At 68.9% G+C, this 11988-nt stretch carries 10 protein-coding genes and 1 pseudogene; 6 read left to right on the forward strand and 5 right to left on the reverse strand.

Features of this window, described 5'->3' with window-relative positions; genetic code table 11:
- Positions 1-93 precede the first annotated feature (93 nt).
- A complete protein-coding gene (locus tag FQS62_RS00525; protein ID WP_049448291.1) occupies positions 94-1146 on the forward strand; it encodes a DNA topoisomerase IB in 1053 nt (350 codons plus the stop codon).
- 65 nt (positions 1147-1211) lie between these two features.
- On the opposite strand, the gene FQS62_RS00530 is transcribed toward FQS62_RS00525, so the two are convergent.
- Positions 1212-1520 (reverse strand): hypothetical protein, encoded by a 309-nt coding sequence (locus FQS62_RS00530; protein WP_057499991.1) that lies wholly within the window; start codon positions 1518-1520, stop codon positions 1212-1214.
- Positions 1521-1714: 194 nt separating this feature from the next.
- On the opposite strand from FQS62_RS00530, the gene FQS62_RS00535 reads away from it, so the two are divergent.
- Positions 1715-2839: an SDR family oxidoreductase gene (locus tag FQS62_RS00535; RefSeq protein WP_049448294.1), complete on the forward strand. Its 1125-nt coding sequence runs from the start codon at positions 1715-1717 to the stop codon at positions 2837-2839.
- A gap of 33 nt (positions 2840-2872) precedes the next feature.
- On the opposite strand, the gene FQS62_RS00540 is transcribed toward FQS62_RS00535, so the two are convergent.
- Positions 2873-3940, reverse strand: a complete 1068-nt coding sequence (locus FQS62_RS00540; RefSeq protein ID WP_208042890.1) for a serine hydrolase domain-containing protein — start codon at positions 3938-3940, stop codon at positions 2873-2875.
- A gap of 189 nt (positions 3941-4129) precedes the next feature.
- Here FQS62_RS00540 and FQS62_RS00545 point away from each other — a divergent pair, with 189 nt between their 5' ends.
- Together FQS62_RS00545 and FQS62_RS00550 are read left to right on the forward strand one after the other, a co-directional pair.
- Positions 4130-4516 (forward strand): BlaI/MecI/CopY family transcriptional regulator, encoded by a 387-nt coding sequence (locus FQS62_RS00545; RefSeq protein WP_049448297.1) that lies wholly within the window; start codon positions 4130-4132, stop codon positions 4514-4516.
- A gap of 3 nt (positions 4517-4519) precedes the next feature.
- A pseudogene (locus tag FQS62_RS00550) lies at positions 4520-6501 on the forward strand (M56 family metallopeptidase).
- Between the two features lie 67 nt (positions 6502-6568).
- Here the strand turns inward: FQS62_RS00550 and FQS62_RS00555 are convergent.
- The 3 genes from FQS62_RS00555 to FQS62_RS00565 all read right to left on the reverse strand — a co-directional run bounded on the left by FQS62_RS00555 (position 6569) and on the right by FQS62_RS00565 (position 10458).
- Complete coding sequence (locus FQS62_RS00555) at positions 6569-6883, reverse strand: I78 family peptidase inhibitor (RefSeq protein ID WP_057499995.1); 315 nt, start codon at positions 6881-6883, stop codon at positions 6569-6571.
- Between the two features lie 66 nt (positions 6884-6949).
- Positions 6950-7972: a ribonuclease H-like domain-containing protein gene (locus tag FQS62_RS00560; RefSeq protein ID WP_088480151.1), complete on the reverse strand. Its 1023-nt coding sequence runs from the start codon at positions 7970-7972 to the stop codon at positions 6950-6952.
- Positions 7969-10458, reverse strand: a complete 2490-nt coding sequence (locus FQS62_RS00565; RefSeq protein WP_088480150.1) for a DEAD/DEAH box helicase — start codon at positions 10456-10458, stop codon at positions 7969-7971. The genes FQS62_RS00560 and FQS62_RS00565 overlap by 4 nt, the downstream gene beginning before the upstream one ends.
- 211 nt (positions 10459-10669) lie before the next feature.
- Between FQS62_RS00565 and FQS62_RS00570 the strand changes: the two genes are divergently transcribed.
- Complete coding sequence (locus tag FQS62_RS00570; protein WP_057499998.1) at positions 10670-11188, forward strand: hypothetical protein; 519 nt, start codon at positions 10670-10672, stop codon at positions 11186-11188.
- A gap of 40 nt (positions 11189-11228) precedes the next feature.
- A complete protein-coding gene (locus FQS62_RS00575; RefSeq protein WP_088480148.1) occupies positions 11229-11903 on the forward strand; it encodes a hypothetical protein in 675 nt (224 codons plus the stop codon).
- Positions 11904-11988: the final 85 nt, after the last annotated feature.

An 11988-nucleotide genomic window follows, 5' to 3' on the forward strand; every position in this document is an offset into this window, starting at 1 on the left:
TGTGAAGACCCGAGCATAGCGGCGAACCGGCCCTCACGTGTTTGTCTTGCGTTATCGACAGGATCACCGCGCCGCACCCGCGACACTCAGCGCATGCCAACGCCCTCCACCCCGGAACAACAGGCCGCGCGCGCCGCCGGCCTGCGCTATGTCGATGACACTCAACCCGGCTTCAGCCGTCGCCGCGCGGGCAAGGGGTTTGCCTACCGCGATGCCGAGGGGCATGCCGTGCGCGAGGCGGCAACGCTGCAGCGCATCCGCGCCCTGGCGATTCCGCCGGCGTATACCGCGGTGTGGATCTGCGCCCACGCCAACGGCCATTTGCAGGCCACCGGCCGCGATGCACGCGGGCGCAAGCAGTACCGCTACCACCCCGACTGGGCCGCAGTGCGCGACGCCGGCAAGTTCGACCGGGTGATCGCCTTCGGCGAAGCACTGCCTGCGCTGCGGCGCCGGCTCAGCCGCGATCTCAAGCGCAGTGGCTTCCCCCGTGAGAAGGTGCTGGCGGTCGTGGTCGCGCTGCTGGCCGACACCCTGGTGCGGGTAGGCAACGAAACCTATGCCAAGGAAAACAAATCCTTTGGCCTGACCACGCTGCGCAACCGGCATCTGGATCTGCTGCGCGGCGGGCGCGTACGGATGCGCTTCCGCGGCAAATCCGGGCAGCTGCATGAAGTGACGGTAGGTGACCGCCGGCTGGGCACGCTGGTGCGCGGTGTGCAGCAGTTGCCGGGCCAGGCGTTGTTCCAGTACCGCGACGACGACGGTGTCGTCCAGCCGGTCGACTCCGGTGCAGTCAACGATTACCTGCGCGAGGTGATGGGCGAGGATTTCACCGCCAAGGATTTCCGCACCTGGGGCGGCACCCTGGCCGCAGTGCAGGCGTTCGCCGCCACTGAACTGCCCGAACCGGCCAGCCAGCGCGCGATGGCCAAGGTACAGCGCGAGGTGGTGTGCAAGGTGGCGACCCAGTTGGGCAATACGCCTGCGGTATGCCGCAAGGCCTATATCGACCCCTGCGTGTTCGCCGGCTGGGAGCGCGGCGAACTGGCGAAACTGGCCGGCCTGCGTGGGCCGCGCCAGTGGGAACAGGCCACGCTGAAGGTACTGCGCCGGGCGCGGCGGCTGGCCAAGCGCAGCGCCTGAGATGACGTCGGGCGCGCCTGCCCTGCCCGGCGGCACCCTGCAGCGTGGGGCTTGCTCGATGGCGGTTATCCGCAGTAGATCGCGGTGATGTTGTTGGTGCGTCCCTTTTCGATGGTCAGGCGGTCACCGCCTTCGCTGGCCGGTGGCACCCGCGGACCGTCATGGCGCAGCACCCTTACATGCAGGCTGTCGCTGTCCACCCGGGCGCGTGCGACGGTGGCATCCGAAGCGGCCAGGCCAAGTGCGCCGCGCACCATGTCGCTGTGGCACTGGCCGGAAATCACACCGTCGATCGGCTGTACCTGGGCCACCGGCGTGCTGCTGCAGGCGGCGAGGGCAACGCTGAGAGCGGCGGCGGCGATCGCATGTTTCATGGAGGCATTCCTCGTGTGGTTGCCTGCAGGGTGCGACGGCGCACGTGGTGGCGGAATGAATGCCGTGCACGCGGTGGGCACGGAAGGCTCACTGCCCCCGACAGCCCGGGCGGAGAGACTGCAGGTGCGGCGGATGCCGCCCCCGGTAGTGCCGGCCGCTGGCCGGCAACCCCAACCCTCCCGAGGAGACCTGCATGGCCACCACCAAGAAGACCCCCACCCGCCGCAAGGCATCGCCGAAGGTGCGCAAAGGCACCCAGGCCGCGCCAGCCGCCACCGAGACCACCGCATCCCAGCGCCCGCGCGTGGTGAAGACCGCCACCCGCAAGGCTGCCGCTTCCGATCCGCGCGCGGCCCGTGTGGCAGCGCGGCAGCGGCGCCTGCAGGACCAGGAGAAGGCCAAGGACGTGCGCGCGGCAAAAAAAGCAACGAAGACAACGAAGAAAACCGCAACCCAGGCCGGCACGCGCCGACAGCCGGAGGCGATGCCGGCGCAGCAGCTGGCCAAGCCGGGCCATGAGCACGCACTGGAACTGGCACCGCGCTTCCTGGCACCGGACTACGTCGGCAGCGGCAAGCTGCAGGGCATGCGCGCGATCGTCACCGGTGGTGATTCCGGCATCGGTCGCGCGGTAGCGGTGCTGTTTGCGCGCGAAGGCGCCGATGTGGCGGTACTCCACCTGGACGAAGCCGAGGATGCCGATATCACCCGCCAGCACGTGGAGCGCGAAGGCGGTCGCTGCGTGGTGATCGCCGGTGACGTGCGCGATCCGCGCTTCTGCAACAGGGCGGTGAAGCAAGTGGCCAAGGCGTTCGGCGGCATCGACATCCTGGTCAACAACGCCGCGTTCCAGCTGCATTGCGAGCGCCTGGAGGACCTGGAGGACGCGCACCTTCAGGAGACCCTTCAGACCAACATCGGCGGTTACATCCAGATGGCGCGTGCGGTGCTGCCGCATCTGGGCGAGGGCGCCAGCATCATCAACACCGGTTCGGAAACGGGAATCTTCGGCAGCAAGGCGCTGATCGACTACTCGGCCACCAAGGGCGCAATCCATGCGTTCACCAAGTCGCTCGCCAGCCAGCTGCTGCCACGTGGCATCCGGGTCAACTGCGTGGCGCCGGGACCGGTGTGGACGCCGCTGAACCCGGCCGACAAGAAGGCGGAGGACGTCGCTGAGTTCGGCAAGGACAGTGACATGGGCCGGCCCGCGCAGCCGGAAGAGCTCTCGCCCGCGTATGTATTCCTGGCCTCGCCGGCGTGTGCCAGTTACATCAGCGGGGTGATCCTGCCGGTGATGGGTGGGCCGCGGGGCTGAGCCGACGGTAGTGCCGGCCGCTGGCCGGCAGCCTCAGGGCACGGTCACCGCAGGCGCATAGAGATCGGCAATGCGCGGAATGAACTGCTGCGGATTGGCACCGACAAGATTGGTCAGCACCACCACCGCCACGCCGCGCTCGGGATAGACCACGAACGCCGAGCGCGCACCGCCGATACCGGCCACCTGAAGGTCGGGCGATGCGCGCAGCACCGGCCAGCCACCCGCCCACGGGCCGGCACGGCCATCGACCAGGCGCTCCGCGCTCCACATCCGCCGCAGGGCCGTCTCCGGTAGCAGGCGGCCTTCGGTCAGCGCGACCAGCCAGCGCGCGGTGTCGTCGGCGGTGGTGAGGATGCCGCCACCTGCCCACAGCGAAGGCGGTATGTCGTAGAACCAGTGCGACAGGCGGGACGGTGCATCCGCAGCGTCGGTGGCACGTGGGGTCAGGCTGTACATCGTCGCCGCATCCGGAATCAGGTCGTAGCTGTCGCCGAAGGTGGTGCGGGCCATGCGCGCGCTGCTGAACTGGCCGGTGGCGAGGAAACGTTCGTAGGGCATGCCGGATTGCTTCGCGATGATTCGTGCCAGCAGTACGTAGTTGGTCTGGTTGTAGGCGAAGCGCTGCCCGGGTTCGGCTTCGACCGGCTGCGCAGTGACGGCCGCCCACGCCTGCGCTTCTGAGCCAGCGCCCAACAGCCCGTTCGCATCAAGGATGTCCGGAAGGCCGGAGGTATGCGCCAGCAGCTGGTGTACGCGTACGTCTCTCCACGCTGGTGGAAGATCATCCAGGTAGCGCGAGGCCGGCGCGTCCAGATCCAATCGCCCCTCCTGCGCCAGCTGCGCGGCGGCCACGCCGGTGAATGCCTTGGTGGCCGAGTTGAGCGGGAAGCGGGTGTCGCGCGAGGCAAGCACACCATTCTCGACATTGGCCAGGCCATAGGCTTCGGACAGCACGATCTGCCCTTGCTTGACCACCGCGACCTGCAACCCGGGGATGCGCTGCTCCAGCATGATCTGGCGGATCAGGCGGCGGGTCTGGTCGTTGGCCTGGTCCTGGCTGGCAGAGATGGCGGTGAAGGGCAGGGCACTGATGAGCATGAGTACGACTCGAAGCGTTGGGCGGAACATGCGGAATTCCTGCAGGGCGTCCGGATCGGATGCAGCCGGCGCGCCAAAGGTTTAAGCGCTCGGCACCCCTACCGTTCGTCGGCCCATGACTTCCGGGGGGTTGACTACAGTTGTCGTCAAGCTGACAGTGACGACACGTGTAGTCAAGGGAGTGGTGTCATGCGTGGCAAGACCATCGGGGACCAGGAGCTGGCCCTGCTGCAGTACATCGATGAACATGCGCCGGCCACGGTCGGTGAGGTCGCCAGTGGCTACGGCGAGGCCCGTGGCCTGGCCCGCTCCACCGTGCTGACGATGATGGAGCGGCTGCGGGCCAAGGGGTATCTTCAGCGCCAGCAGCAGGACGGCGTCTACCGCTACCAGGCCACCCGTGGCCCGGAAAGCGTGCTGCAGGGGGCCGTGGCCCAGTTCATCGACAACACCCTGCAGGGCTCGGTGTCGCCGTTCGTGGCCTACCTGTCGCAGCGCCAGCAGGTCAGCGACAACGAGCTGGCCGAGCTGGAAGCGCTGGTCGCCCAACTCCAATCGCGTCGCCACGAGGGCTGAGCCATGGACACCACGATGCTGATCCCGATGCTGGAACGGTTGGGCTGGACCAGCCTGCAGACCGTGCTGCTGGTGGCGCTGGTCTACGTGCTGTGCCGCGCGCTGCCGACACTGTCGGCGGCTACCCGCTGCCGCCTGTGGTGGCTGGTCTCGCTGCAGGCCGTGCTCGGCCTGTTCTGGAGCCAGCCGTTGCAGTTGGCTTGGCTGCCGGCACCGCAGGCGGTGGCGATGACCGCCACTGACGTTGCCGCTGATCTGGTCTACCCACTGGCGCCGGAAGCCTCGGCGCAGCTGCTGGCGACAATGCCGATGACTGCACCGGACGTGCCGGCAGTGGCGTGGTGGGCCGTCGCGTTGGCTGCGCTATGGACATCGGGCGTGCTGCTGATGGCCCTGCGCACTTTCGGTGAGTGGCGTCGCTGCCGGGCGCTGCTGGCCGCCGCCTATCCCTGCGAGGACGAGGCGCTGGTGCAGGCCCTGCAGCTGGCCTCCGACGCACACGGCGTGCGCCCTGCACCGCGGCTGTGGATGAGCACGCAGGTGGACTCGCCGCAGCTGGTCGGGCCGTTCCGCCCGGTGCTGCTGCTGCCGGCCGGCGACAACGCCCTGCAGGGCGATGCGCTGGACCTGGCACTGACCCACGAACTGCAGCACCTGCAGCGTCGCGACCTGCAGTGGGGCCTGCTGCCCGCACTGGCGCAGCACCTGTTCTTCTTCCATCCGCTGCTGCGCCTGTCGGTGCGCGAATACGCCCAGGCCCGGGAGGAAGCGGTGGATGCGGCGGTGGTCGGCCAGCATGGCGCGAGCCGCCAGGCCTATGGCCGCCTGCTGCTGCAGCTGGGCGTGGCCCCGCAGCCGCACCTGGGTGTGGCCAGTGCCGCACCGAGCACCACCAGCCTCAAGCGTCGCCTGCTCTCGCTGCAGTCGCGCCGGTCCTGCCCGCGCCTGTTGGCGGTGGCCCTGACGGCCATCGTGGTGGTGGTGGGCGTGGCACCGATGCGGCTGGTCGCAGCGCCAGTGCCGCCGGCGCCGCCCGCGCCTCCTGCGGCACCGACCGCCGTGGTGCCCGCGCCGCCGAAGGCTCCGCCTGCACCCCGTCGTCCGCGCATGTGCCGACCGTGCCGGTGGCGCCGGCGCCGCCCGCCGAACCGGCCGATGTGGAAGAACCGTCCGGTCCTGACGATGCCGACGTGGCCTACGTCGACGATGCCGCTGGCAGGGATGAGGACCATGACGGCACGACGTCCACCACCACGTCCATCACCACCTACGGTCGCCTCGATCTGGGCAAGTCGCCCCGGGAGGCCTACGTGCTGGTCGATGGTGATTCGACCTTCGCCAACGGTGGCATCGACGACGTTACGGTGGCCCGCAGGCAGCTCGGCAAGGGCCCGGCGCTGTGGTTCCGCCAGGGCGACAAGCGCTATGTGGTGCGCGACCCGATGCTGATCCAATCCCTGCAGCGTGCCTACAGCGGCGCCGCAGACCTGGGGCGCCAGCAGAGCGAACTGGGCCGCCAGCAGAGCGCGTTGGGTCGCCAGCAGGGCGAACTCGGCAAGCAGATGGGTGAGATGGGGCGTCTGCAGGGCGAGGAGTCACGCCGCATCGCACTGGCCGCCGCCGAGGTAGCGCGCAGCGCGATGGCCGCCCACGACATCAACCGTGAGGCGGCTGCGGAAGCGGCGAAGGCTGCGCGCGGTGCAACCAGCGACGTGGCCGTTGCGCGTGAGGCCGCCCGCGAGGCCGCCGCCGAGGCACGTCGTGCGATGCAGGAAGCCCGCAGCGAGGCCGCGCAGTCCGGCCGCACCCGTGACATGCAGCGTCTGGCCAGCCAGCAGTCTGAACTGGCCAGCCGCCAGGCGGCACTGGGCAGCAAGCAGGCCGCGCTGGGCGAGCGCCAGGCACGCGTGCATGCGCAGGCATCGCAGCAGGCACAGCAGGTGATCGCGCGCGCACTGGCCAGCGGCAAGGCCGAGCAACTCTGATCGGTAGTGCCGGCCGCTGGCCGGCGATGTGGGGTGCCGGCCAGTAGCCGGCACTACCTTGGGTCGATCAACCGCAGCTGGCGCGCTCGATCCGGTTCTGCGCGTCCACCTGCACGGTCACGCGGTCTTGGCGGAAGTCCATGGTCACTGCCATGCCCGGCTTGACCACCCGAGCACCGCGCGCGCCGCTGTCGGCCACCAGCTTCTTGATCGTGGCTTCGTCGGCAGTCTTGCCGGTGAAGGCGTCCAGCGCTTCCGGCCTGCATTCGTGCGCGGTCTCGGCCACGGGCGCCGGTGCGGGATCATGGGTGGTGCTGCTGCCGGCATGACTGCAGGCGGCCAAGGGCAGGATGGCGAGCAGGGCCAGGGGATTGAGGCGCATCGTCGGGCTCCAGGCATGGATGGTGGCGGCAGTGTCACCGCTGCCGCCGTCAGGCCGCGTCAACGCCTACGGCCCGACCAGTGCCAGCGTCTCGCGCTCGCGTTGCTCCTCGCGTACCAGCCGTTGCAGCAGCAGGGCCAGGGTCACTACGTCCTGGTGGTTGTGGTCAGCGACCCGGCGCAGATTCACGGCGTCGCCGCCACGCAGGAAGCGCAGCCATGCGCCCGGAGCCTCCGAGCCCGGCAGGTCGTCCTCGCGCACCACGCGCAGCAGCTGGCGTTCGATGGTGGACAGCTTGCAGTTCTCCCACGTGCCGCGATAGCGGCGGCGGGTCGGATAGAGCAGGTCGACGTGATCCAGTGCGGTGATCGGGCAACGCTGGCGGGCCAGCCGATAGCGCGCCTTCAGCAGGGGCGCATCGTAGCTGCGGCCGTTGTAGCTGCAGAACACGGTGGACGGCTGCAGCCAGCTGGCGAAGGTGGCGAGCATCGCGTCCTCGGCGGCCATCGTCGACATCAGCAGTTGGCGGATGCGCAGGCCTTCGCCGCGCTGCGGGCACACATGCCAGTCGGCGGCGCCGATCATGAAGGCGCGGGTGCCGGTACCGCCGGCCAGGCCGGTGGTTTCGGTATCGAAGAACAGCAGGTCGCGCGCGGCCACGTGCTGGCCTTCGCGCTTGGCGAAGGCCAATGACAGCGGGGCGGTCGGGATCGGTTGCGGCTGCAGCGACTCGATCAGGAACAGGCCCGGCGCGATCTCCTCGCCGGGCAGCTGGCGATCCTGTGCACTGGCGCGTGCCGGCGCGGCTCCACCGCGCGAACGCAGGCCGAGCAGGCGATGCAGGCTGCCCACTTCCGGCCGCCGCAGCGGTGCGGATGCCGGTGTGGGGGCTGCAGCGCCGGTCGGCTTGTGGCGGATTTCCTGTTCGACCCAGGCGAACACCGAACGCTCGGCCGAAGGTTGCCGCGCATCGTTGGCGGCCACGGGTGGCAGTGGCGCAGGGGGCACGTCCGGCGCGGCCGGCGTGCTCGCCTTCGTGTCGCCGGCCTGCCTGCGCAGCAGGCGCAGCTTGTCCAGGCTCAGGCTCACGGTGCCATCAGCTCCATCGGCTCGCGCGTGGTCACCACCACGTCGCGCACGTGCTGGCAGGCCTCTGCATCGAACAGGTCCAGCACGCGCAGCGCCAGCGCGCGCGGCGAGGTCTCATCTTCCTCCTGTGCGGCCAGCACCGGGCCCACGCAGGCCGGGCAGCCGGCCTTGCAGTCGCAGCGCTGCACCAGTTCGCGCGCGCGCTGCACGAGTTCGGCCTGGCGCTGCCACAACGGCTCGCTGAGACCGACGCCACCGGGGAAGTTGTCGTACAGGTACACGGTGGGCACGAATTCCTGCAGCAGCTCCACCACACCGGGATCACCCTCGCTGCCACGCAGCTGGCCACGGCCGCTCTGGTCGGCGATCGCGAACCAGGAACCATCGCCGTTACCCACCGACTTCTGCAGGTCGCGCGCATCGGCCATCACCGCCACGGTGGCGACGATGTGCAGCGCATACGCCGCACCGAGGAAGCCGTCCAGCGCATCCTGCTTGCTGGCGAACGCGCGCAGCAGCAGCGCCTGCGGCAGCTGCCACCACACCGCAGTGGTGTGCAGTTCCTGGTCGGGCAGGTTCACCGGCCCGTAGCCGATGTTCTCGTGGGTGTAGTAGCGGATCTTCTTGTAGCCCGCCACGCGGCGTACCACGTGCACTTCGCCATGGTGTGAATCACCCCGGCCGGCCACGCCGCCATCGAAACGGTCCAGCACCTTGAGCTTGGTGAAGTCGATGCTGTCGGTGTAGTAATCCACATGGGTGCGGGTGACGTAGGCCTTGCGGCCGTCCCAGTCCAGCGTCTCCACCTGGTACGGCGTGGACTGCACCATGTGGATGGCGCCTTCGTACAGGGTGAGCGCGGCGGCCGAATAGTCGACCTCGGCGATGATCTGCTGGCGGCCATCGCTGCGGTCGACCACCACGAAGTTGCCGTCGGCCACCGCGCGCAGGCTGACCGCGTTGGCCGGATAGCTGTCGGCGATCCATTCCCAGCGTTCGCCCTCGCGGTGGATCACTTCGCTTTCGGCCAGCGCTTCCAGGAACACTTCCGGATCGATCGGGCCGAAGCCATCGCCGACCCGGAACGGCAGCTCGAAGGCCGCGCAACGGATGTGGTCGAACAGGATCAGCGGTTGGTCGGGCGCGATGCGTGCGTGTTCCGGCGACGCCTCGGCGAAGAAGTCCGGATGGCGCACCACGTACTGGTCCAGCGGTTGCGAGCTGGCCACCATCACCCCCAGTGCGGGCTGCTGGCGGCGGCCGGCGCGGCCGAAGCGCTGCCAGGTGGCGGCCACGCTGCCGGGGTAGCCGTTGAGGATCACCACGTCCAGGCTGCCGATATCCACGCCCAGTTCCAGCGCCGAAGTGCTGACGATGCCATCGATGTTGCCCGCGCGCATCGCACGCTCGGTCTCACGGCGCTCGGTGGGCAGGTAGCCGCCACGGTAGGCGCGGATGCGCGGTGGTTTGCGCGGGTCGTGGTCGAAAATGTCCTTCAGGTACTTGGTCAGCACCTCGACCATCAAGCGTGTCTGCGCGAACACCAGGGTCTTCAGCCCGGATTTGATCGCGATGCGGGCGATGCGGTTGCTCTGCGAGCGTGCCGAGGCACGCAGGCCCAGGTCCGGATTGATCACCGGAGGGTTCCACAGCAGCACCTGCTTCGGCCCGCTGGGCGCACCGGATTCGGTGATGGCGGTAACCGGCGCCTCGATCAGCGCCTCGGCATGCGCCTGCGGGTTGCCGATGGTGGCCGAGCACAGGATGAACTGCGGTTGCACGCCGTAGAACGCGCAGATGCGCTTGAGCCGGCGCAGCACGTTGGTGACGTGGCTGCCGAACACGCCGCGGTAGGTATGCACTTCGTCGATGACGATGTAGCGCAGGTTCTCGAAGAACTGCGCCCATTTGGTGTGATGCGGCAGGATCGCCTGGTGCAGCATGTCCGGGTTGGACACCACGATATCGCCGTGCAGGCGGATCGCCTGGCGCGCATCGCCGGGGGTGTCGCCGTCGAAGGTGAAGGCCTTTACGCCCAGGTCACCGGCACGGTTGAGTTCCAGCAGCTCGGCCACCTGGTCCTGGGCCAGCGCCTTGGTCGGGAACAGGTACAGCGCCTTGGCCTTGTCCTGCATCGCCGCGCTGACCACCGGCAGGGTGTAGCACAGCGACTTGCCGCTGGCGGTGGGGGTGACGATGGCCACGTGCTCGCCGCGCTGGCTCGCCTCCCAGGCCTCGGCCTGGTGGCTGTAGAGCTGCTCGATGCCACGCGCCTTCAGCGCGGCGGCCAGGGCAGGCGGAACTGAATCGGGAATGGGCGCATAGCGGCCTTCGCGGCCGGGAATGGCAAAGCTGCCGGTGATGCGGTCCTGGTAGCGGCGCTGCAGGCGCGCGCTGAGCAGGGCGCCGTCGCGGGCGGGCAGGCCGTCGCGCGTGGCGAGCTTCTGCTCGGCATCGGCGGTGCGCTTGGCGAGTTCGTAGGCCATGGAAGATGGAGCCGGGACGGATTGCGAGGGGTCACATGGCACCACACTCACGTCTCAGGATGTGAGACACCGCACACGGAGGGCGTGAACCGTTCAGTGCCCGCGTCCCGTGGCGTCGCCGCATCTCCCTTGGCTGAACAGCTGCCAGTGCAGCAACGAAATCTGAAGCCGGCATCCGTATCCTTGGGCGCTGGACGCAACCAACAGGTGGATGGCTGTGGCACGACGTGGAACGCAGGGAGCCCTCCTGGCCGGCATGCTGCTGGCCGGCATCGCGCAGGCGCAGCAGGCCGCGCCGGTGGCAGTGCCCGATCCTGCACCCGTTCCCCCTGCTGATGCCCCGGCGGCAACCACCGCGCCGATTTCCACCACCCTGCCGCAGGACAATGTCACCACCCTCGGCGAAGTGCGTGCGCTCAAGCCCGACGACGAGCCGCTGGACCTGTATCGCTTCAAGAATCCGGTGAAGTTCGGTGACAACCGCTTCAGCCGCGACTGGAGCGAACCGCCATCGCCGGAGCAGGTCAGCATGGGCGGCGGCTACATCATGATGGGCGTGGTCAAGGGGGTCATGGCGGCCGCCAAGGGCGTCAACAAACTCACCGGCGGACCGGCGCAGATCCAGGCCGCCGTGGCGCGGCCGCCGCCGGAGCTCAGTGCCGAACAGCGGCAGCGCGCGCTGCGGTTCTCCCAGGAGCAGGATGCCGGCGATGCACCGCCGGTGAAGTAGCCCGGTATATCCTGCCGGCTCCCCCACCAATAGTGCTGCCATGTTCCTGCGTTTGATCTGCCTGATGGCCACATTGCTGCCGGTGTCCGCCTTCGCGGACGGCATCGCCGGCGGTGGTGCCTGCCGCAACGGTGCGTTCCCCTCCGAACAAAGCCAGTTCGCACTGGCGCGGGTGGTCGATGCACCCCGTCTGTACCTGCTTGGCGACATGGACGGCTGCCCGGCCAAGGGCGAACCGGCCTGCCGACAGCGCAGCTATGTGGTCAACGGCGATACCGTGGTGACGGGGCGTGATCTCGGCCGCTACCGCTGCGCGTTCTTCCCGAACAAGGTGGGTGGCAGTGCCGGTTGGGTCGACCGCAGCAAGCTGCAGCCATTGCCGGTGGCTGTGCCAACGCTGCAGGATTGGGCGGGGGAGTGGAAGGATGGCGACAACGGCCTGAAGATCCGCGTGCAGGGCGGGCAACTGCATGTGGAGGGGGACGCCTACTGGCCCTCCGCCAACCCCACGCCGGAGCAGCGTCCCTACGGGCCGAACATGGGCCAGGTGGAAGCGCGCGCGGCGCCGCGTGGTGCCGATGTCGAGTTCGTCGAGGACACCTGCAAGGTGCGCGTGCATTCGCTGGGTGAGGTGCTGATCGTGGCCGACAACAGCGAATGCGGTGGCATGAACGTGCGCTTCAACGGCGTGTACCGACGCGCGGGCAAGCGCTGACCCCGCGGAAAGGCGCCAACCAAGGTTGGCATCTACCAGGGCAACCGGGCAGTAGGTCCACGCCATGCGTGGATGCTGCCCGCGA

Source organism: Stenotrophomonas sp. SBJS02, assembly GCF_020428325.2.
Taxonomy (GTDB): Bacteria; Pseudomonadota; Gammaproteobacteria; order Xanthomonadales; family Xanthomonadaceae; genus Stenotrophomonas; species Stenotrophomonas africana.